This window comes from Pedococcus sp., assembly GCF_036554925.1.
In the GTDB taxonomy this organism is placed as follows: Bacteria; Actinomycetota; Actinomycetes; order Actinomycetales; family Dermatophilaceae; genus Pedococcus_A.
The window spans coordinates 1-19,883 of sequence record NZ_DATBMI010000141.1 but is presented as its reverse complement, the minus strand read 5'-3'; the positions used below and the strand labels follow the sequence as shown (position 1 = coordinate 19,883).

Sequence of the window (19,883 nt, the reverse complement as noted above, 5' to 3'; positions counted from 1 at the left end):
CCAGCCGGCGTCCACCGTTCGGTGGACGCCGGTTCATCCGGTCGATGCTGCTCGCGCGCGGGCGGCGGCTGGGAGCCTTGGGACATGAGCTCACCGATCGAGGTCACGGGCCTCACGAAGGAGTACGCCGGCCGCCCGGCGGTCGACGGCGTCGACCTGCGGATCGAGCGGGGCGAGGTCTTCGCCCTCCTCGGGCCCAACGGCGCCGGCAAGACCACCTCGGTCGAGATCCTCGAGGGCTTCCGCCGCCGCGACCGCGGAGACGTGCGGGTGCTGGGGGAGGACCCGCAGACCGCCGGCCTCGAGTGGCGCCAGCGCCTGGGCATCGTGCTGCAGAGCTCGCAGGGGCTCGACCTGCTCACCGTGCGCGAGATCGTCGCGAGCACCGCCAAGGTCTACCGTGACGCGCGCGACGTCGACGAGGTCATCGAGGCGGTGGGCCTGACCGAGAAGCGCGACACGCGCACCGCCCAGCTCTCCGGCGGGCAGCGGCGCCGCCTCGACGTCGCGCTCGGCATCGTCGGCCGGCCCGAGCTGCTGTTCCTCGACGAGCCGACCACCGGCTTCGACCCCCGCGCCCGCCGCGCCTTCTGGGAGCTCATCGCCTCGCTCGCCCAGGACCACGGCACCACCATCCTGCTGACGACGCACTACCTCGACGAGGCCGAGCACCTCGCCGACCGGGTCGGCATCATCGCCGGCGGCCGGATGCTCACGGTCGACACCCCCGCCCGGCTCGGCGGCCGGGCCCAGCAGGAGGCCACCGTGAGCTGGCTCGAGGACGGCCGGACCCGCTCGGTGCGCACCGCCCGGCCCACCGCCGAGGTGGCCGCGCTCGCGACGCGCCTCGGCGGGGAGGTGCCCGAGCTGGTGGTCTCCCGGCCCACGCTGGAGGAGACCTACCTGCGCCTCATCGCCCCGTTCACCGACGAGCTCGCGCACCTCGACGGCCAGCCCCACGTCGAGCCCGCCGAGGCGCACGCCGCCACTCCCGCCCACCACCACCCCGAGGGAGCCCTCCGATGAGCCTGGCCGTGATCGCCGCGGACCGCACGGTCCTCGAGCTGAAGATGTACTTCCGGGAGAAGGAGGCGGTGATCTTCTCCTTCCTCTTCCCGGTGATGATGCTCTCGCTGTTCTCCACCGTCTTCGGTGACAGCTTCGCGGAGGGCGGCAGCCCGATCAGCGCGGGGCAGTTCTTCCTCCCCGGCATGGTCGCCGGTGGCGTCATGCTCACCAGCTTCCAGACGCTCGCGCTCAGCGTCGCCATGGAGCGCGACGACGGGACGCTCAAGCGGCTGCGCAGCACCCCGATGCCCCCGGCCGGCTACTTCCTCGGCAAGGTCGGCCTCGTCGCGGCCACCTCGCTCAGCCAGTTCGCCCTGCTGCTGGCGGTGGCCGCACTGGTCTTCGGGGTCGAGCTGCCGACGTCGGCCTCGGCGTGGCTGACCTTCGCGTGGGTCTTCGTGCTCGGCGTCTCCTCCGGCACCGTGCTGGGGACCGCCTACTCCTCGCTCGCCACCGCCCGGTCGGCCGGGGCCCTGGTGATCGGCCCGGTGATCGTCCTGCAGTTCATCTCCGGGGTCTACTTCGCCTACGGCGACATCCCGCCCTGGCTGCAGCAGGTGGCGGCGGTCTTCCCCCTCAAGTGGGTGGCCCAGGGCATGCGCTCGGTCTTCTACCCCGCCGGCATGGAGGGCGCCGAGGTCGCCGGGTCGTGGGAGCACGGGCTGACCGCGGTCGTCCTGACCGCCTGGCTGCTCGTCGGCGCGGTGGTCTGCGCCCGCACCTTCTCGTGGTTCAAGCGCGGCACGACATGATGGACCCGTGGGCGCCGTGACCGACCGCGACTGCGACCCGTCGCCGCAGAGCTCCTCGGGCCAGCTCGACGAGATGTGGCGCCGCCAGCTCGTCTGGTGGCACACGCTCTTCGGCGCGCTCCTCGGGGTGAGCGCGGCCCTGATGCTCGTGACCCGGGGACCGCACCTCTGGCTCCAGCTGGCCTGCCTGGCCGGCATGGCGGTGGCGTATGCCGTGTGGGGCCGGCGCGGGTTCGGTGCCATGGACGTGCGAGCGGGCCTGCTGTACCTCACGGTGGCATGGGCGCTGTTCCTCGTGCTGCTGTTCCTGGACGCCGATGGTGACCCGTGGATCCTCACCTTCGCCCTCTTCCCGCAGACCTGGGCGATCCTCGAGCGACGTCGGGCGGTGCCGTTCGTCATCGTCGCCGTGGTCGCGTTCGCCGTCGTCCGCATCTGGCAGACCTCCGTCACGGGGGAGTCCGTGGCCGGCATCCTCATCAGCTCGGTCATCATGCTGGCGCTGTCACTGGTGCTCGGGCTCTTCATCGACCGGATCGTCCGCGAGGCCGACAGCCGGGCCCGGGTCATCGACGAGCTGCGCAAGACCCAGGCCCAGCTCGCGGCGGCGGAACGGGAGCGAGGGGTGCTGACCGAGCGCGAGCGGCTCTCCCGTGAGATCCACGACACCCTCGCCCAGGGCTTCACCTCGGTGGTGGCCCTGGCCCGGGCCACCGAGGCGGCGCTGACCCGAGGCGACCTGCAGACAGCCTCGGAGCGGCTCGCGCTCATCGAGGCGACCGCGGCGGCGAACCTCTCCGAGGCCCGACTCATCGTCGCCGAGCTCACGCCGGGGCACCTGCAGTCCCGCACGCTGTCGGAGGCCCTGCAGCGCCTCGTCGACGCCGTCGCCGCCGAGAGCGGCATGACCGGGCGGCTGCACGTGGTGGGCGACCCGGTCGCGCTCGCGGCCAACTCCGAGGTGGTGCTGCTCCGCACCGCTCAGGAGGCACTCGCCAACGTGCGGAGGCACTCGGGCGCGTCCTCGTTCACGGTGACCCTGACGTATTCCGCCGAGGGCGGCGCCGTTCTCGAGGTCAGCGACGACGGTGCCGGGTTCGACCCGCAGGCCTCCCACCGTGGCTACGGGCTGGACGGCGCGACGGCCCGGGCGGCCGAGGTCGAGGGACGGTTCGAGGTGGTGAGCACCGCAGGTGAGGGCACGACGGTGCGGGTGGAGGTGCCGGCATGACGCTGCGGCTGCTCGTCGTCGACGACCACCCAGTGGTGCGCCACGGGCTGGTGGCCATGCTCTCGGAGCAGGACGACCTCGAGGTCGTCGCGGAGGCCTCGGACGGGGCGCAGGCCGTCGTGCTGGCGGCCGAGCACCGCCCTGACGTCGTGCTCATGGACCTGCGCATGCCCGGGATGGACGGCGCGGAGGCGACGGCGCAGCTGCGCTCGGCGCCGCAGGCCCCGGCCGTGCTCGTGCTGACGACCTACGACACCGATGCCGACATCGTGCGGGCGGTGGAGGCGGGAGCGACCGGGTACCTGCTCAAGGACGCCCCGGTCCCCACCCTGGTCGACGCGATCCGCAGGGCGGCGGCCGGGGAGACCGTGCTGGCGCCGCCGGTCGTGGCGCGCCTGGCGAGCCGGCTGCGGCAGGCCCCCGCCACGCCCGTGCTGACCTCCCGGGAGCTCGAGGTCCTCGGGTGCGTCGCGCGCGGCCTGTCGAACGCCGAGATCGGCCGGGAGCTGTTCATCGGCGAGGCGACCGTGAAGACCCACCTGCTCAGGGCCTTCGAGAAACTCCAGGTGACCGACCGCACGGCGGCGGTCACCGCGGCATACCGCCTGGGGCTGCTGGACCTCTCGGGCTGATCAGCTGCGGTGCTCGATGATGTCCTCGAGCACCTCCTCGGCCTCCTCGATGGCCGTGCGCCCGGCGCTCCTGGCGCGCAGGAACTCGACGACCATGGGGACGACCGAGACGAAGACGATGGCGAGGATGGCGAGCTCGAGGTGCTCCTTGAGCACCGGGAAGGCCTGACCGAGGAAGTAGCCGACCAGGGTGACGCCGGTGGCCCACAGCAGCGCCCCGACACCGCTCCACATGAAGAAGTGGCGACGGTCCATCCGGCTCACGCCTGCGACGACGGTGATGAAGGTCCGCACGATGGGCACGAAACGGCCCAGGATGAGGGCCTTGGCACCGTGCTTCTCGAAGAACGCGTGGGTGTCGTCGAAGTAGTGCTTCTTGAGGAACCGCCCCTCGCGCTCGTAGAGCGGAGCACCGATCGCCCGGCCGATCTCGTAGCCGGCGACGTTGCCGAGGAAGGCCGCCGCGGTGAGGATCGCGCAGGCGAGCACGATGTTGACCTGGATTGAGCCCTCCGCGATGAACAGGCCGACCGCGAAAAGCAGGGAGTCGCCCGGCAGGATCGGGAAGAGCAGCCCGCACTCGACGAACACGATCGCCGCGCTCACCCAGAAGAACTGCCCGCCGAAGCGCTCGAGCAGCCACTGGGGGTCCATCCAGTCGGGTCCAAGGGAAGGCATCACGCCGGACAGGGTATGCCGCCGGCACGCCTGCGCCCGAATCCACGCCGTGTCGCGGTGCGGGCTGCGTGGTTCTCGTCGTGGCGCCGCTACTGGCCGGTGCGCCCGTCGATGCGCTCGCGGAGCAGGTCGGCGTGCCCACAGTGCCGGGCGTACTCCTCGATCATGTGCACCAGGACGTCGCGGACGCTGACGGTGTCCCCGTGGTGGTTGACCTCCAGCGCCATGTCGGGGTTGTCGCGCACCCACTGCTCGGCGAACGCCACCTCCTCCCGCCAGGCAGCCCAGGCCGCGTCGACCGCGGACTGCTCCGCGACGGCGTCGTCCCAGTCGGCGTCCGAGCCGCGGGGACCCCACAACCGCGGCGCGTCCTCCTGGGACAGCACGCGGCGGAACCAGGACCGCTCCACCTCCGCCAGGTGCCGCACCATGCCCAGCAGGGACATGGTCGAGGGCGGGACCGACCGCGTCGCCAGCTGCTCCGGTGTCAGCCCGTCGCACTTGAGCTCGAGGGTGAGGCGGTAGTGGCGGAGGTAGTCGACGTAGGTGCCGCGCTCGTCCTTCGGGACGTTCTCGTCGGGCCGGCGCGGGTCGTCCTCGGGGTCGACCCACCTGTCGGGGCGCTGTCGTGTCGTCTCGGGCATGCCTGCCATCGTGGTGGGCGTGACGGACGAGGACAACCGGGTGGGCGTCGGCCCGTGGCAGGGCCCGTGGCCGGAGGGTGCCCACTACGACCCGGACCTGCTGCGCAACGGTGACAGCCGCAACGTCGTCGACCGCTACCGGTACTGGGCGCTCGAGGCGATCGTCGCCGACCTCGACACCCACCGCCACGACTTCCACGTCGCGGTGGAGAACTGGGGCCACGACTTCAACATCGGGTCGGTGATCCGCACCGCGAACGCCTTCAACGCCACGGCCTTCCACATCGTCGGCAGGCGGCGGTGGAACCGTCGCGGCGCCATGGTCACCGACCGCTACCAGCACGAGCACCACCATCCCGACGTGGCGGACCTGGTCGCCTGGGCGGCCGCCGCGGGAGCCGACGGTCGCGGCATGCCGCTCATCGGCATCGACAACCTGCCCGGCTCGGTGCCGCTGGAGACGTACGACCTGCCGCGCGAGTGCGTGCTCGTCTTCGGTCAGGAGGGGCCCGGACTGTCCGAGCCGATGCGCGACGCCTGTGCCGCCGTGCTGCACATCGAGCAGTTCGGCTCCACCCGCTCCATCAACGCCGGTGCGGCAGCCGCGATCGCGATGCACGCCTGGGTCCGGCAGCACGTCTTCGGGCAGCGCCCCGCTCCGCCCGGAGGCTGAACGCTGGCACCGCGACCGTGTGCCCGCTTGGATGGCGGCGTGACCCCCGACGAGCTGCTCGACGCCTTCCACCAGCAGATCCGCCTGCGCGACCGCGACGCCGAGGAGGGCAACGTCGTCGAGCGCGACGGCCTGGTGCACCGCAACTACCCGGCCGACCCCACGACGCCCGGCGCGATGATCGAGACCCCGGAGGGTCTCGGCGCCGACCCGGATGCCGTGATCGCCCGTCAGCGCGACTTCTTCCTTGAGCGGAAGCAGCGCGTGGAGTGGAAGACGTACGGGTACGACGACCCGGCCGACCTGGGGGAGCGGCTCGCGGCAGCGGGTTTCGTGCCGGAGGAGCTGGAGGCACTCATCCTCGGTGACGCCGAGGTGGTCGCCGTCGACGTCGACCTGCCGGCGGGCGTCACCGTGCGCGCGGTCGAGTCGGGTCCCCGCCTCGAGCGGGACCTCGAGCGCATCGCCGACCTGCACGACCTGGTCTGGCCGGGCACCCGCTGGATCACGCTGCGGTTCGGTGACGAGATGCGCGCGCGGCCCGACCTCGTGAAGGGCTGTCTGGTCGAGGAGTCGCCCGGCGGCCCGGTCCTGTGCGCCTCCTGGCTGCGGCTGGTCGAGGGCAGCGGCTTCGGCGGCCTGTGGGGCGGCGCGACGCACCCGGAGTGGCGCCGCCGCGGTCTGTACCGGGCGACCGTCTCGCACCGGGCGAGGCTGGCCCTCGACGCGGGGTACTCCTACCTGCGCGTGGACGCCTCGCCGCACTCGAGGCCGATCCTCGAGCGCGCCGGGCTGCACCAGGTGTCGACCACGACGCCCTACGTCTACGACCCGGTGGGCCCGGGCACCACGTGACCTGACCTGACCCTCACTGGCCCTCACTGGCCCTCACAGGCCCTCACAGGGCCCTGGCATGACGCTGACCGGCCGCCCGGCCCGGGTCGGTCGCGGGAGGCCGCGGGATGAGAAGGGCCTGCGCACGCGGGTCGGGGTCGTGGAAAGATCGGCACCGACGCAGCGCCGACGCACCTGCCGACCTCAAAGGAGAGAGAGCCATGCCCATTGCCACCCCCGAGGTGTATGCCGACATGATCGACCGCGCGAAGAAGGGCTCCTTCGCGTACCCGGCGATCAACGTCACCTCCAGCCAGACCCTCAACGCGGCGATCCGCGGCTTCGCTGAGGCCGGTAGCGACGGCATCATCCAGGTCTCCACCGGCGGCGCCGACTACCTCAGCGGTCCCACCGTCAAGGACATGGTCACCGGCTCGATCGCGTTCGCCGCCTTCGCGCACGAGGTCGCCAGGAACTACGACGTCAACATCGCCCTGCACACCGACCACTGCCCCAAGGACAAGCTCGACGGCTTCGTCCGGCCGCTGCTCGCGGCCTCGACCGAGCGCGTGAAGTCCGTTGGCACGCCGTGGTTCCAGTCGCACATGTGGGACGGATCGGCCGTGCCGCTCGACGAGAACCTCCAGATCGCCCGCGAGCTCCTCGACGCCTGCAAGGCCGCGAACGTGATCCTCGAGATCGAGGTCGGCGTCGTCGGCGGTGAGGAGGACGGCGTTGTCGGCGCGATCGACGAGAAGCTCTACTCCACGCCCGAGGACGCCATCGCCACCGTCGAGGCGCTCGGGCTCGGTGAGAACGGCCGCTACATGACGGCCCTGACCTTCGGAAACGTGCACGGCGTCTACAAGCCCGGCAACGTCAAGCTCCGGCCCGAGATCCTCAAGCTCGCCCAGGAGGCGGTCGTGAAGGCCAAGGGCCTCGGCGAGGGCGAGCGCCCGTTCGACCTGGTCTTCCACGGCGGTTCCGGCTCGACGGCGGAGGAGATCGGCGCGGCCGTCGACTTCGGCGTCGTGAAGATGAACATCGACACCGACACGCAGTACGCCTTCACCCGCCCGGTCGCCGACTACATGTTCAAGCACTACGACGGCGTCCTGAAGGTCGACGGCGAGGTCGGCAACAAGAAGCAGTACGACCCCCGCGCCTGGGGCAAGGAGGCCGAGTCGGCGATGGCCCGGCGCGTCGTCGAGGCCTGCGAGAACCTCCGCAGCGCCGGCACGTCCGGGAAGTAGGTCCGGCGCCAGTGACCTCGGAGAACCTGCTCGGCATCCCGCCCACCCACCTGCCGGTGGACCCGGCCGCCACCCGACTGGAACAGGGCGTTGCCGCGGACCAGGTGGCCGCGGCATACCCGACGTCGTCGTTGGCCTGGGCCACCCTCGCGGAGGACGCGCTCGAGGACGGCCGGACGATCGAGGGCTACGCCTATGCCCGTACCGGCTACCACCGCGGCCTGGACGCCCTGCGCCGCTCGGGCTGGCGCGGCCAGGGCCCGGTGCCGTGGTCGCACGAGCCCAACCGCGGCTTCCTGCGCGCCCTCGCCGCGCTGGCCCGGGCGGCCGGCGAGATCGGCGAGACCGAGGAGGAGCAGCGCTGCCGGCAGTTCCTGCGGGACTCCTCCACGGAGGCGGCAGCAGCCCTCGGGATGTAGCGGCGTGGCGCCCGGCCGGCCGCTCGGCATGGCGCGCCGCGCCGGACAGGAGTGAAGCCGGGGAACGGGACCTGTGATGATCCCGTCCCCCGGCTTCGCCCCCTGCGTGGAGCGAGCGCCGGAGCGCCACTCGTGTCGCCGCGCGATCGTCCCCTGCCGACATCCGCTGCGACGGACACCATCATGCATGGCAGGACCGACAAATGCTGTCCAGAAGCGGCCAATGGCCATAACATGTCAGAACGTGTTCTCGGATCGGGGGAGATCGGGATGGGTGACGACGAGGCACGGTCGATGCTGGACGACCCGCTCGAGACGCTGCAGCGCGTGCTGGAACGCGAGGTCGAGCGGGCCGACCGCCGCAAGCTCGAGCTGGCCGAGATCGGCACCGCGCTGCTGCAGCTGGCCCGGCAGAGCGAGCGCTCGGCCGGCGCGGGAGGACTTCCCGCCTGGGAGCCCGTTGCGGCCGACCTCGCACCGGCGCTGATCCAGCGGCTGATCGAGAGCACCACCGGCCCGCTGCGCCACTGCGTGGTGAGCCTGGATGCCGGCCCTGGGCTCGACCCGGCGATCATCGAGCAGGCGCGGTCGCGGATCGCCGCGGGCATGGTGCAGCGTGCGATCTACCCCATGAGCGCCTATGACGACCTGGGCAGCCGGCCGTGGATCGAGGCCTGGGCCAAGGCCGGGGAGGTCCAGCGGATCTGGGTCGACCCGCCCACCGACTTCGCCGTCTTCGGCGAGGCAGCGGTCATGGCGGTCGCGGACTGGGGCGACGCGAGCTCGAACTACGTCCTGATCCAGGAGCCCATGCTGGTGCAGGCCTTCATCCACCTGTTCGAGCGGATCTTCGACCATGCGTTGCCGGTGCCCGCCGGGGGTGACGACGTCGACGCCGACCTCGAGCTGCTGCGCCTGCTCAGTGCCGGGTTGAAGGACGAGGCGATCGGTCGCTACCTCGGCTGCAGCCTGCGCACCGTGCGTCGCCGGATCGCCGCCCTGATGGTGCGCTACGGCGTCGAGACGCGGTTCCAGCTCGGTGCCGCAGCCGGGACGCGCGGCCTCGTGAGCTCCTCCCGCGGGGTGCGCTGACGCCGCTGCTGGCTTGGGGGCCCCGAGCCGGACCGGTAGCCTTCCTAGGCACGGGCCCCCGTGCACACGCACGACTGGGGCCCGCGCTGTGACCGCAGACGACGCAAGACGACACACAGGAGAAGGTGCACCGTATGCCGGCGATCGTGCTGGTCGGCGCCCAGTGGGGCGACGAGGGCAAGGGCAAGGCGACCGACCTGATGGGCAGCGACGTCGACTACGTCGTGAAGTTCAACGGGGGCAACAACGCCGGCCACACCATCGTCATCGAGAAGGACGGCCAGCGCGAGAAGTACGCGCTCCACCTCCTGCCCTCCGGCATCCTGACGCCGACGTGCATCCCGGTCATCGGGAACGGCGTCGTCATCGACCTCGCCGTGCTGTTCGAGGAGATCGACGGCCTCGAGGCCCGTGGCGTCGACACCTCGCGGCTGCTCGTCAGCGCCAGCGCGCACATCATCGCCCCCTACAACCGGGTGCTCGACAAGGTCACCGAGCGCTTCCTCGGCTCCCGGAAGATCGGGACCACCGGCCGCGGCATCGGGCCGACGTACGCCGACAAGATGTCCCGGACCGGCATCCGCGTCCAGGACCTCTTCGACGAGAAGATCCTGCGGCAGAAGGTCGAGGCGGCGCTCGAGTTCAAGAACCAGGTGCTGGCCAAGATCTACAACCGCCGTGCCGTGGAGGTCGACGAGGTGCTCGAGGAGCTGCTCGGGTACGCCGAGCGGCTCAGGCCCATGGTCGCTGACACCTCCCTCGTCCTCGAGCGCGCTCTCGACGAGGGCAGGAACGTGCTCCTCGAGGCCGGGCAGGCGACGCTGCTCGACGTCGACCACGGCACCTACCCGTTCGTGACGTCGTCCAACGCCACCGCCGGCGGCGCCTGCACCGGCTCCGGCATCCCCCCGACCCGGGTCGAGCGCGTCATCGCGATCCTCAAGGCGTACTCCACCCGCGTGGGCGAGGGTCCGTTCCCGACCGAGCTGCACGACGACCATGGCGAGTTCCTGCGCAAGACCGGTGCGGAGTACGGCACGACCACCGGCCGGCCACGCCGCTGCGGCTGGGTCGACACCGTCGTCGGCCGCTACGCGACCCGCATCAACGGTGTCACCGACTTCGTCATCACCAAGCTCGACGTCCTCACCGGCCTGGAGAAGATCCCGGTCTGCGTCGCCTACGACGTCGACGGCGTCCGGCACGACGACATGCCCGTCAACCAGACGGACTTCCACCACGCCACGCCGATCTACGAGGAGCTCGACGGGTGGTGGGAGGACATCTCGGGCTGCCGGAAGTTCGAGGAGCTGCCGGCCGCCGCGCAGGCCTACGTCCTGCGGCTCGAGGAGCTCATCGGCGCCCGGGTGTCGGCGGTCGGCGTCGGCCCCGGCCGCGACGAGATCATCAGCCGCCACTCCCTGCTCGGCGGCTGAGCACGTGCGGCCGCGGCTCGCGCCGGGAACGCCGGTCCGCGGCCGCTACACCAAGTGGGGCGGCCGACGTCACCACGGCGCCGAGCTGGTCTACCTCGGTGCGGACGAGCACGGCGACTGGCTCGGGGACCCCGTCGGCAACGCCTGGTCCGGCGGTCCCGCGTCGTTCACGAGCGTCACCGACAACGTCCTCGTCGTCCCTCGCGACCGCGCACACACGGCGATGTTCTACGAGCCGCACCCGGAGCAGGAGTTCGAGCTCTACGTCGACATCACGACGGTGCCGCGCTGGGAGGGCAACGTCGCGACGGCCGTCGACCTCGACCTCGACGTCATCCGCCTGTTCGACGGGTCGTGGTTCGTCGACGACGAGGAGGAGTTCGCCGAGCACCGGGTCGCTCTCGGCTACCCCGCGGAGGTCGTCCTCGCCGCCGAGAGCGAGTGCGCCCGAGTGGTGGACGAGATCCGTTCCGGCGCAGCACACTTCGCGATGTCGACGGCAGAGCCGTGGCGTGCGCTCCTCAGGTCGCTGCCCTGCTGACGCGATGCGTGCTCAGCAGCTCTCGAGCACGCTGACGTAGTTGGCGACGGCGAGGCCACCCATGTTGTGCACCGCCGCCCGCCGGGCCCCCGGCAGCTGCATCTCACCCGCGGTGCCGGAGAGCTGCATCGCAGCCAGCACGTGCTGCGAGACGCCGGTCGCGCCGACCGGGTGGCCCTTCGCCTTCAGCCCGCCGGAGAGGTTCACCGGGAGCCGGCCCCCGCGCTGCACCCAGCCCTCCTCGACCGCCCGGCGGCCCTCGCCGCGGGACGTGAGCCCCATGACCTCGTAGAGCACCAGCTCGGCGATGGTGAAGCAGTCGTGCACCTCCGCGAGGTCGAGGTCGTCGAGCCCGGCCCCGGCCATCGCCAGGGCGCGCTGCCACGCGGCCACGCTGCCGGCGAACTCGAGCGGGTCGCGCTTCGCTGCCGGCAGGAAGTCGTTGGCGTGCCCGAAGCCGGCCAGCCGCACCGGGGCCGCTGCGGCACCGGGGGTGGGGGCGGTGGAGAGCACGACGGCGGCCGCGCCGTCCGAGACGGGGGAGCAGTCGGTGCGGCGCAGAGGCTCCGCCACGACGGGGTTCCGGTCCGAGACGGTCTGGCAGAACTCCTCGCCGAGGTCCTTGCGGAGCTGGGCGTAGGGGTTGAGGACGCCGTTGCGGTGGTTCTTGGCGGCGATGAGGCCGAGGGTGTCCGACACGGCCCCGTGGCGCTTCTCGTAGTGCTTCGCCACCTCGGCGAAGATGCCGGCGAAGCCGGTGCGGGAGGCGGTGCCGGCGAGCTCGTAGTCCGCGCCGACCAGGGCCGCGCCGACGACGTCGGGGGTGGCGTGCGTCATCTTCTCCGCGCCGATCACGAGCACCGTCCGGGCTGTGCCGGCGAGCAGCGCCTTGACGCCCTGCTGGAAGGCGGCCGAGCCGGAGGCGCAGGCGTTCTCGACGCGGGTCGCGGGCCGGCCGGCGAGGTCGTCGGAGACCTGCAGGGCCAGCGAGGACGCAAAGCCGAGGGGGACCATCCCCGAGTTGAACTGACCGAGGTAGATCTCGTCGACCTGACCCGGCTCGATGCCGGCGCCCTCGATCGCCTCCCTCGCCACCGAGACCACCAGCGACTCCAGCGTCTCGTCGACGAGCTTCCCGAACGGCGAGTGGCCCCAACCGGTCAGCAGCACGTCCGTGCCGAAGGTCTCCCGTACTCCCATGTCCCGCACCTCTCGCTCGCCGCATCGCCAGCTGTCGTGGGCTGTCGTCGGCTACCGAGGCTAGCCGCGGGGCAGGCGGCCGCCATGGGCCCCACGCACGCCGATCGGCCGGCGATGTGTCCCCGGCGCACACGGCATACCTGGCTGTGGCCGTGGTTGGGTGGCCGCGTGCACCCAGACCTCCGCGAGCACGACCACAGCACCTGGTCCCTGCCAGGGACCCTCGAGGCGCAGGCGGGGGTGCGCGGCGACCAGACCTTCCTCACCGTCGTCGGTGAGGGGTCGCTGACGTATGCCGCTGCGGCGCGGGAGGCGCGCCAGGTCGCCACCCACCTCTCCGCCCGTGGGGTCCGGCCCGGCGACGCGGTCGCCGTGCTGCTGCCGAACGGCCTCGACTTCGTCCGGCTCTGGCTGGGCATCGGCCGGCTGGGCGCCGTCATCGTGCCGGTCAACACGGCGCTGACCGGCGACTTCCTGGCCCACCAGCTCCGCGACAGCGGCGCCCGGGCCGTCGTGGCCGCGGGCAGCCCGGCCGAGGCCGTCGCCGAGGTGGCCGACGACGTGCCGGGGATGGCCACGGTGGGCCTCGACGGCTGGGAGCAGGCGCCCGAGCACGACGGGCCGCTGCCGACCCCGCGTGACACCGCGTGCGTCATGTACACGTCCGGGACGACCGGGCCGTCGAAGGGCGTGCTCATGCCGCACGCCCACTGCTTCCTGTTCGGCCTCGGCAGCATCGAGGGGCTGGGCCTGTCCGAGACCGACCGGTACTACGTGACGATGCCGCTCTTCCACGCCAACGGCCTGTTCATGCAGCTCGGTGCCACGCTCATCGCCGGGGCCTCGGCCGTGCTGCGCGGCCGGTTCAGCGCCAGCGCCTGGCTCGCGGACGTGCGCGAGCACCGCTGCACCGTGACCAACCTGCTCGGTGCCATGACGCAGTTCGTCATCGCCCAGCCGGAGACCCCGCGCGACCGCGACCACTCGCTGCGTGTCGTCTGCCCGGTGCCCAACCCACCGGCGCACGAGCGTGCCTGGCGTGAGCGCTTCGGCGTCCGGGAGGTGGTCTCGGCCTACGGCATGACCGAGGTCAACATCCCGCTCTACGGCAGGCTCGGGGTGTCGCGCCCGGGGACCGCCGGGCTCGTCCTGGACCGGTGGTTCGAGGTGGAGGTGCGCGACCCCGACACCGACGAGCTCCTTCCGCGGGGCGCGGTCGGCGAGATCATGGTGCGCCCGCGGGTGCCGTTCGGGTTCATGGCGGGCTACGTCGGCCTCCCGGAGAAGACGGTGGAGGCGTGGCGATCGTTCTGGTTCCACACCGGCGACTCCGGGGTGATGGACGAGGACGGCTGGGTCACCTTCGTCGACCGCACCAAGGACTGCATCCGCCGGCGCGGGGAGAACATCTCCTCCTTCGAGGTGGAGAGTGCCGTCGCCCGGCTGCCAGGCGTCGCCGAGGTGGCCGCGTATGCCGTGCCCGCGGGAGAGGAGGGCACGGAGGACGAGGTCATGCTGTCCGTCGTCGTGCAGCCCGGCAGCGGCCTCGACGCCGCGGGAGTCGCGGCACACGCCGACAGCGTGCTGCCCCGCTTCGCCCAGCCGAGGTACATCGAGCTCGTCGACGCGCTGCCCAAGACACCGACCGCCAAGGTGCGCAAGCAGGAGCTGCGCAGCCGCGGTGTGACCGGGTCCACGTGGGACCGCGTGGTCGGTCCTACGCCGCGGCCGAGCCCGTCTTGATGACGCACATGCGGTGCGCGGCCCGGGTCAGCGCGACGTAGAGCACGCGGACGCCGCCGGGGGACTCCGCGGTGATCTCGTCCGGGTCCACGATCACCGTGGCGTCGTACTCGAGGCCCTTGGTGGACATGGGGTCGATGACCTGGACCCGCCCGGCCCCCAGGCCGGCGAGGGGGGCCAGGCGTGCGGCATGGGCAGCCGGCGTGACGACCGCGATCGAGCCCTCGACCTCGTCGAGCAGGCGCTCCGTGGCCTCCCGGGCCGTCTCCAGCAGGCTGTCGGGTGCGGCACTCAGCTCGACCGGGTCGACGCCGGTCTCCCGCACCGCCTGCGGGATGTCGGCGTCCGGCACGGCGGCTCGCACGACCGTCGCGGCGTAGTCGAAGATCTCGCGCGCGTTGCGGTAGTTCGTGTCCATGTGGAACAGCCGCCGCTCCTGGGACCCGAACGCCTCGCCACGGGCCAGGGCAGCCTCACGGGCGTCCGGCCAGGAGGCCTGGGCGGCGTCCCCGACCACGGTCCACGAGGAGTAGCGGCCGCGTCGGCCCAGCATCCGCCACTGCATGGGGGAGAGGTCCTGGGCCTCGTCGACCAGGACGTGGGCGTACTCCTGCGGGCCCCCGACCTGGCCGTGCAGCAGCCGCTCGCGCGGGTCGACGGGTGCGGTGCGGCGCTCTGCGGCCGACGCCGGACCGGCGGCCTGGCGGCTGGCGCGGACCTCGGTGACGCCGTACTGGCTGAGGTCCTCGAGCTCCTCGATCTCGTAGAAGCCGCGCTCCTCGGGCGCCTCCTCCTGCACCGTGCCGAGGCGCCCCACGAGGTCGTCGATGAGGGCCACGTCGGCCACCGACCACTCGCCGGTCTCGACCGCCGCCATGAGCGAGGACGCCAGCAGCGCCGCCTCTCCGGGCGCCAGCACGCCCTGGCCGTAGTGGCGGACGCGCTCCTCGTCGGTCATCCACAGCAGGACGTCGCGGGGGTCGATCTGCGGCCACCACTCGCGCAGGAAGGCCTCGACCTCGAGGTGGTCCTCGAACTGCTCGATGAAGTCGGCGCGCTCGCCCTCGCGATGGGTCGCCCAGGCAGCCTCGGCCAGGGCGGCGGCGACGGCCTGGCGGGCGAGGTTGCGCTGGTGGTTGCGCAGCACCTGCGCCCGGATCCGGTCCAGGACCGGGGCGTCGAGCCGGATGGCGCGACCCGCCACGAACGCGCGGAACTGGTTCGGGGCGCCGGGCACGCGGTCCCGGGCGGCCCGCGCGAGCACGCGGCGGATGCGCAGGGAGCCCTTGAGGGCGGCGGCCGCCGGCGGGTCGAGGCGCACCGCGGTGGTGCCGTCGACGACGTCGCCGAGCGAGCGCATGGTCACCGACTCCTCGCCCAGCGAGGGCAGCACCCGCTCGATGTAGGCCGTGTAGGCGGCGGAGGGACCGACGACGAGGATGCCGCCGGACTCGAAGCGGCGGCGGTCGGAGTACAGCAGATAGGCCGCCCGGTGCAGGGCGACCACGGTCTTGCCGGTGCCCGGACCGCCGGTGATCTCGGTGACGCCCCTGGCCTGCGCCCGGATCGCCTCGTCCTGGTGCCGCTGGATGGTGGCGACGATGTCGCGCATCTGCGTCCCGCGGCTGCGGGTCAGTGCGGCGAGCAGGGCGCCGTCGCCGACCACCACGAGGTCGTCCGGCGCCTCGGGCACCATCAGGTCGTCCTCGACGCCGATGACGTCGGACCCCTTGCAGCGCAGGACCCTCCGGCGGATGACACCCATCGGCTCGACCGGCGTGGCGCGGTAGAACGCGGCGGCGGCCGGCGCCCGCCAGTCGATGACCAGTGGCTCGTAGTCGTCGTCGCGCACGCCGAGCCGGCCGATGTAGCGGATCTCCCGGTCGCTGGGGCGCGCGTCCCCGCCCGCGTGGTCGAGGTCGAGCCGCCCGAAGACCAAGCCCTCGAACTGGCTCTCCAGGGTGGTGCGCCGACGGGCCGCGTTGAAGACGAGGGCATCGCGCTCGAACAGCCCGGTCAGCTCCTCGTCACGGACATCGCCAGTGCGGTCGGTGCGCCCCCGGGCGAGCCCGTCCGCCTCGACGAGACCCGCGCGGACGGCTGCCTTCGCCAGCTCGGCGTAGACACGGTCGACGTGGGCCTGCTCGATGGCGATCTCCCTCGCCACCTCTGCAGTCATCCCCTCTGCATGGGCGTGGTCCGGACCGGTCACTCGTCTCTCGCTCTTCGGCTCGTGGTGCGAGCGCACGAGTCTAGCCTCGTCCGGGGGCGAACCCGTGCAGGGGCACGTGCTGAGGGTGCCGTGCGCCGTGCGGGGGTCAGATGAGCCCGCGCCGAGCGGCCTGGACCCCCGCCTGGAACCGGGTGCCCGCCCCGAGCTGGTCCATCAGGGCCCGGACCCGGCGCTCGACCGTGCGCTGGGAGACGCCCGTCTGGCGTGCGATGGTCGCGTCGGGGGCCCCCGTGGCCAGGAGGGCGAGAATCGTCTGGTCCCGCGACTCGGCCGTGCGCGCGCTGCTGGTCCGGGACAGGGGTGAGCCGAGGTCCCAGAACAGGTCGGCCAGCGCGGCCAGTGCGCGGACCATCGGCCGGGACCGGACGAGCACGGACGCGCTCCGGCTGTCGTCGTACTGGGTGGTGTCGACGACCGCGGCGGACTCGTCGACGATGACCGCCGAGAACGGGATGCCCGCGGCGAACCTGAAGCGCTCGCCCCCGCGCTCGCGCGCCTCGAGGACCTGCAGCGCGCCGTCGATGCCCAGCACCGAGCTGTCGTAGGTCGTCACCATCTCCAGCAGGACACCGGCGGCGCCGGTGCTGGGCGCTGAGTGGCTGTGCAGCGGAGCCGCGAACAGCTCACGGGTGCGCGGTGACAGCGACCTGAAGGACCGGACCCTCTCCGAGGCGGAGCTGATGATGTCTGCGGTCGCGGCCGCGAGCTCGTCCAGCGACTGCAGCACCCGCAGGGCCCCGGTCTCCGGCTGGCTCGTCTGCGCGCGGGCCTGGAAGAAGACCTGGGCGAGCTCGTGGGCCGCCGATCGGGTCGCCCTCGCCTGACGCTCCAGGTTGGCCGCGAGGGCGGGCAGCGCGATGTCCGGCGGCAGCACCTCGAGGTGCCCCCCTTGGCGGAGGCGCAGCAGTCCCCGACCGGCCAGGATGTGCAGGCTCGCGTCCACCAGGTCCTCGCGGATGCCGTGGGCCACGAGCAGGGACCTGGACGGCTGGGGATGCTGCAGCACGGCGAGGTACACCCGCGTGACCGCAGCCTCGAGCTCGTCGTCGGGGTAGCCGGTCCAGCCCGCGAACTGGGTGCCGGACCCGGGCCTGCCAAGGCCGTCCGCGCTGCCGGGGTCGTCCGGGCTGCCGGGGTCGTCCGGGCTGCCGGGGCTGCCGTGGCCGTCCGGGGTGCCGGGGTGTCGGTCCGCCGGATCAGGCTCCGGGGTGGTCCTGCTGCTGCCCGTGGTGCTCATGTCGTCCGCCGTCCCGCTCGTACCCGCTGGGGGTGGCTCCCATGGTCGGGCCATGGCGAGAATCCGTCAATGACATAAGTCCGCCACTTTAGGGCTTTACCTGGCCCGCTCCGTTTGCCACAGTGGTCCTAGTCGACCCCGTCGACCCACGTGCTGAGTTGCAGGTTCCCCCGCCAGGCGACCGCACGTCGGATGCGCGGCGTCCCCGGGAGATGTCCCCCCTGCCTCCCCGGGACGCCGCGCACTTATGTGTGCGCGGTTCTCTACGCTAGGGCCCGTGAAGGTTCTGGTCATCGGGACAGGCGCCCGCGAGCACGCCATCGTCAGGGCCCTCGCGGCCGACCCGGAGGTCGACGCGGTGATCGCCGCCCCGGGAAACCCCGGCATCGACGCCGTCGCCCTCTGCGAGCCGCTCCCCGGCGGCCTGCTCGACGGTGGCGGGATCGCCGCTCTGGCCCGCGCCCGCGAGGTCGACCTCGTGGTCATCGGCCCGGAGGCGCCTCTCGTCGCGGGGGCGGCCGACGCCGTTCGCGAGGCAGGCATCCCCTGTTTCGGCCCCTCCGCCGAGGCGGCACGCCTCGAGGGCAGCAAGAGCTTCGCCAAGGAGGTCATGGCCGCGGCCGAGGTGCCCACCGCGCTGGCCCACGTCTGCACCACCCTCGAGGGGGTGCAGGAGGCCCTCGACGCGCTCGGTGCCCCCCACGTCGTCAAGGACGACGGGCTCGCGGCCGGCAAGGGCGTCGTCGTCACGAACGACCGCAACGCCGCCATCGACCACGCCCGCGCGTGCCTGGAGAAGGAGGGCGGGCGAGTCGTGATCGAGGAGTACCTCGAGGGTCCCGAGGTCTCCCTCTTCTGCCTCTGCGACGGCACGACCGTCCTGCCCCTCGCCCCAGCGCAGGACTTCAAGCGAGTGGGCGACAACGACGAGGGACCCAACACCGGTGGCATGGGCGCCTACTCGCCGCTGGACTGGGCCCCGGCGTCCCTGGCTGACGAGGTCGTGTCGCGGATCGCCCAGCCCGCGGTCGACGAGATGGCCCGGCGCGGAGCACCCTTCGTCGGAGTCCTGTTCGTCGGTCTCGCACTCACCTCGCGTGGCCCGAGGGTCATCGAGTTCAACGCCCGCTTCGGCGACCCCGAGACCCAGGTCGTGCTGGCGCGCCTCGAGACCCCGCTCGGTGGCCTGCTGGCCGCTGCGGCGACCGGCCGGCTCGGCCAGGTCGGGCCGCTGCGGTGGTCGGACCAGCACGCGGTGACGGTCGTCATCGCGTCGCACAACTACCCCGGCACGCCGCGCACGGGGGACCCGATCACCGGGCTCGACGACGTGGCTGACGTGCCCACGGCCTACGTCATGCACGCCGGCACCGCGCGCGACGACGACGGCACACTCGTCTCCGCGGGCGGGCGGGTGCTGTCGGTCGTGGCGCTCGGCGACAGCCTGTCGCAGGCCCGCGAGCGGGTCTACGAGGCGGTCGACAAGGTCGGCCTCGAGGGCTCGCACCACCGCAGCGACATCGCCCTCGCAGCGGAGCGGCAGGAGCTGCACGTCGGCTGACGCCGCGCCGCTCGTCGGCCGCCGGATGCCGCGCTGCCGCCCACGCGTCGCCCACCTCGTCGATGGGCGGCGCACCCCCAGCCCGAGACCGTCGGAGCCTCCGGGGACAGCCCTGTGACCCCGCCGGTGCTTGGCGGGGTGTGGGGCGGGGTCACGCTGGTTCGGTCTCGGTGTCGCAGGCGGCCCGGCGGGCGAGGAGGTCGTCGTAGGAGCCGCGGACCAGGTCCCACTCAACCCGTTCCCCGTGCCCGTCCGTGACGACCCTCCCGGCGTAGCGCCTGGTGTGGACGGTGGGGTGGCGCCGCTCGCACAGCAGCGCGGCGTTGTGCAGGTCGGAGGGGCCGAGGTCGGCCCAGTGCACGAGGTGGTGGGCGTCGGTCCAGGTCGGTGGGGCGTCGCAGCCGGGGTAGGTGCAGCCGTCGTCGCGCAGCCAGAGCCTCTTGGTCTGGGCGTCGGTGAAGCACCGCTGCTCCCGCCCCTGGTCGAGGACCTCACCGTTGGAGCCGAGGACGACGGGGATCACGGACCCGTCGCAGCAGAGCCGGCGGATCGTCTCGGGGGGGAGGTGGGTGCCGGCGTCGAGCCCGCCGAGGGTGGTGCCCGCCCCGAGGCGGTCCTTGAGGTCCTCGAAGCTCATGGTGACCACCAGGGTGGTC

At 72.5% G+C, this 19,883-nt stretch carries 18 protein-coding genes and 1 pseudogene; 13 read left to right on the top strand and 6 right to left on the bottom strand.

The genetic code is table 11. The features are described from left to right. Positions 1–84: 84 nt before the first annotated feature. The 4 genes from VIB11_RS11610 to VIB11_RS11595 are packed head-to-tail and all read left to right on the top strand — an operon-like array spanning position 85 to position 3,683. Positions 85–1,026 (top strand): ABC transporter ATP-binding protein, encoded by a 942-nt coding sequence (locus VIB11_RS11610; protein WP_332031386.1) that lies wholly within the window; start codon positions 85–87, stop codon positions 1,024–1,026. Next, complete coding sequence (locus VIB11_RS11605; protein ID WP_332031385.1) at positions 1,023–1,820, top strand: ABC transporter permease; 798 nt, start codon at positions 1,023–1,025, stop codon at positions 1,818–1,820. The genes VIB11_RS11610 and VIB11_RS11605 overlap by 4 nt, the downstream gene beginning before the upstream one ends. A gap of 7 nt (positions 1,821–1,827) precedes the next feature. Continuing rightward, a complete protein-coding gene (locus tag VIB11_RS11600) occupies positions 1,828–3,051 on the top strand; it encodes a sensor histidine kinase (RefSeq protein WP_332031384.1) in 1,224 nt (407 codons plus the stop codon). After that, positions 3,048–3,683 (top strand): response regulator transcription factor, encoded by a 636-nt coding sequence (locus VIB11_RS11595; protein WP_332031383.1) that lies wholly within the window; start codon positions 3,048–3,050, stop codon positions 3,681–3,683. Before VIB11_RS11600 ends, VIB11_RS11595 begins: the two co-directional genes overlap by 4 nt. Here VIB11_RS11595 and VIB11_RS11590 read toward each other — a convergent pair whose 3' ends face one another. Both VIB11_RS11590 and VIB11_RS11585 read right to left on the bottom strand, forming a co-directional pair. Then, positions 3,684–4,361 (bottom strand): DedA family protein, encoded by a 678-nt coding sequence (locus VIB11_RS11590; protein WP_332031387.1) that lies wholly within the window; start codon positions 4,359–4,361, stop codon positions 3,684–3,686. 89 nt (positions 4,362–4,450) lie between these two features. Further along, the gene (locus VIB11_RS11585) at positions 4,451–5,005 is read right to left on the bottom strand and encodes a DinB family protein (RefSeq protein WP_332031382.1); all 555 of its coding nucleotides are present in this window, start codon (positions 5,003–5,005) and stop codon (positions 4,451–4,453) included. Between VIB11_RS11585 and VIB11_RS11580 the strand changes: the two genes are divergently transcribed. The 7 genes from VIB11_RS11580 to VIB11_RS11550 all read left to right on the top strand — a co-directional run bounded on the left by VIB11_RS11580 (position 5,004) and on the right by VIB11_RS11550 (position 11,253). After that, positions 5,004–5,678: a TrmH family RNA methyltransferase gene (locus VIB11_RS11580; protein ID WP_332031381.1), complete on the top strand. Its 675-nt coding sequence runs from the start codon at positions 5,004–5,006 to the stop codon at positions 5,676–5,678. The genes VIB11_RS11585 and VIB11_RS11580 overlap by 2 nt on opposite strands. 39 nt (positions 5,679–5,717) lie before the next feature. Continuing rightward, on the top strand, positions 5,718–6,533 hold the full coding sequence (locus tag VIB11_RS11575) for a GNAT family N-acetyltransferase (RefSeq protein WP_332031380.1): 816 nt from the start codon (positions 5,718–5,720) through the stop codon (positions 6,531–6,533). A 200-nt stretch (positions 6,534–6,733) separates the two neighbouring features. Next, entirely contained in the window at positions 6,734–7,765 is a 1,032-nt protein-coding gene (fbaA, locus tag VIB11_RS11570; RefSeq protein WP_332031379.1) for a class II fructose-bisphosphate aldolase, read from the top strand. A gap of 11 nt (positions 7,766–7,776) precedes the next feature. Continuing rightward, the gene (locus VIB11_RS11565) at positions 7,777–8,184 is read left to right on the top strand and encodes a DUF3151 domain-containing protein (protein WP_332031378.1); all 408 of its coding nucleotides are present in this window, start codon (positions 7,777–7,779) and stop codon (positions 8,182–8,184) included. Positions 8,185–8,454: 270 nt separating this feature from the next. Then, positions 8,455–9,276: a helix-turn-helix transcriptional regulator gene (locus VIB11_RS11560; RefSeq protein ID WP_332031377.1), complete on the top strand. Its 822-nt coding sequence runs from the start codon at positions 8,455–8,457 to the stop codon at positions 9,274–9,276. A 134-nt stretch (positions 9,277–9,410) separates the two neighbouring features. Beyond that, positions 9,411–10,712: an adenylosuccinate synthase gene (locus VIB11_RS11555; RefSeq protein ID WP_332031376.1), complete on the top strand. Its 1,302-nt coding sequence runs from the start codon at positions 9,411–9,413 to the stop codon at positions 10,710–10,712. 4 nt (positions 10,713–10,716) lie between these two features. Beyond that, positions 10,717–11,253: a DUF402 domain-containing protein gene (locus VIB11_RS11550; RefSeq protein ID WP_332031375.1), complete on the top strand. Its 537-nt coding sequence runs from the start codon at positions 10,717–10,719 to the stop codon at positions 11,251–11,253. A 12-nt stretch (positions 11,254–11,265) separates the two neighbouring features. Here the strand turns inward: VIB11_RS11550 and VIB11_RS11545 are convergent, their stop codons facing one another. Beyond that, a complete protein-coding gene (locus VIB11_RS11545; RefSeq protein WP_332031374.1) occupies positions 11,266–12,453 on the bottom strand; it encodes an acetyl-CoA acetyltransferase in 1,188 nt (395 codons plus the stop codon). A gap of 168 nt (positions 12,454–12,621) precedes the next feature. On the opposite strand from VIB11_RS11545, the gene VIB11_RS11540 reads away from it, so the two are divergent. Next, positions 12,622–14,196, top strand: a complete 1,575-nt coding sequence (locus VIB11_RS11540; RefSeq protein WP_332031373.1) for an AMP-binding protein — start codon at positions 12,622–12,624, stop codon at positions 14,194–14,196. Here VIB11_RS11540 and VIB11_RS11535 read toward each other — a convergent pair. Both VIB11_RS11535 and VIB11_RS11530 read right to left on the bottom strand, forming a co-directional pair. Then, positions 14,171–16,375, bottom strand: a complete 2,205-nt coding sequence (locus VIB11_RS11535; RefSeq protein WP_332031372.1) for a HelD family protein — start codon at positions 16,373–16,375, stop codon at positions 14,171–14,173. The two genes, VIB11_RS11540 and VIB11_RS11535, sit on opposite strands and share 26 nt — an antisense overlap. A gap of 139 nt (positions 16,376–16,514) precedes the next feature. Then, a complete protein-coding gene (locus VIB11_RS11530; RefSeq protein WP_332031371.1) occupies positions 16,515–17,666 on the bottom strand; it encodes a helix-turn-helix transcriptional regulator in 1,152 nt (383 codons plus the stop codon). A gap of 277 nt (positions 17,667–17,943) precedes the next feature. On the opposite strand from VIB11_RS11530, the gene purD reads away from it, so the two are divergent. Further along, on the top strand, positions 17,944–19,227 hold the full coding sequence (purD, locus tag VIB11_RS11525; RefSeq protein ID WP_332031370.1) for a phosphoribosylamine--glycine ligase: 1,284 nt from the start codon (positions 17,944–17,946) through the stop codon (positions 19,225–19,227). Between the two features lie 151 nt (positions 19,228–19,378). On the opposite strand, the pseudogene VIB11_RS11520 reads toward purD, so the two are convergent. Then, positions 19,379–19,883 (bottom strand): annotated as a pseudogene (locus VIB11_RS11520) (HNH endonuclease signature motif containing protein); the annotation flags it as partial.

Excerpts from the sequence above, each read along its gene's own strand:
- VIB11_RS11610 (WP_332031386.1), top strand. The coding sequence starts at position 85 with ATGAGCTCACCGATCGAGGTCACGGGCCTCACGAAGGAGTACGCCGGC.
- VIB11_RS11605 (WP_332031385.1), top strand. The coding sequence starts at position 1,023 with ATGAGCCTGGCCGTGATCGCCGCGGACCGCACGGTCCTCGAGCTGAAG.
- VIB11_RS11595 (WP_332031383.1), top strand. The coding sequence starts at position 3,048 with ATGACGCTGCGGCTGCTCGTCGTCGACGACCACCCAGTGGTGCGCCAC.
- VIB11_RS11590 (WP_332031387.1), bottom strand. The coding sequence starts at position 4,361 with ATGCCTTCCCTTGGACCCGACTGGATGGACCCCCAGTGGCTGCTCGAG.
- VIB11_RS11580 (WP_332031381.1), top strand. The coding sequence starts at position 5,004 with ATGCCTGCCATCGTGGTGGGCGTGACGGACGAGGACAACCGGGTGGGC.
- VIB11_RS11585 (WP_332031382.1), bottom strand. The coding sequence starts at position 5,005 with ATGCCCGAGACGACACGACAGCGCCCCGACAGGTGGGTCGACCCCGAG.
- fbaA (WP_332031379.1), top strand. The coding sequence starts at position 6,734 with ATGCCCATTGCCACCCCCGAGGTGTATGCCGACATGATCGACCGCGCG.
- VIB11_RS11560 (WP_332031377.1), top strand. The coding sequence starts at position 8,455 with ATGGGTGACGACGAGGCACGGTCGATGCTGGACGACCCGCTCGAGACG.
- VIB11_RS11555 (WP_332031376.1), top strand. The coding sequence starts at position 9,411 with ATGCCGGCGATCGTGCTGGTCGGCGCCCAGTGGGGCGACGAGGGCAAG.
- VIB11_RS11545 (WP_332031374.1), bottom strand. The coding sequence starts at position 12,453 with ATGGGAGTACGGGAGACCTTCGGCACGGACGTGCTGCTGACCGGTTGG.
- VIB11_RS11535 (WP_332031372.1), bottom strand. The coding sequence starts at position 16,375 with ATGACTGCAGAGGTGGCGAGGGAGATCGCCATCGAGCAGGCCCACGTC.
- VIB11_RS11530 (WP_332031371.1), bottom strand. The coding sequence starts at position 17,666 with ATGAGCACCACGGGCAGCAGCAGGACCACCCCGGAGCCTGATCCGGCG.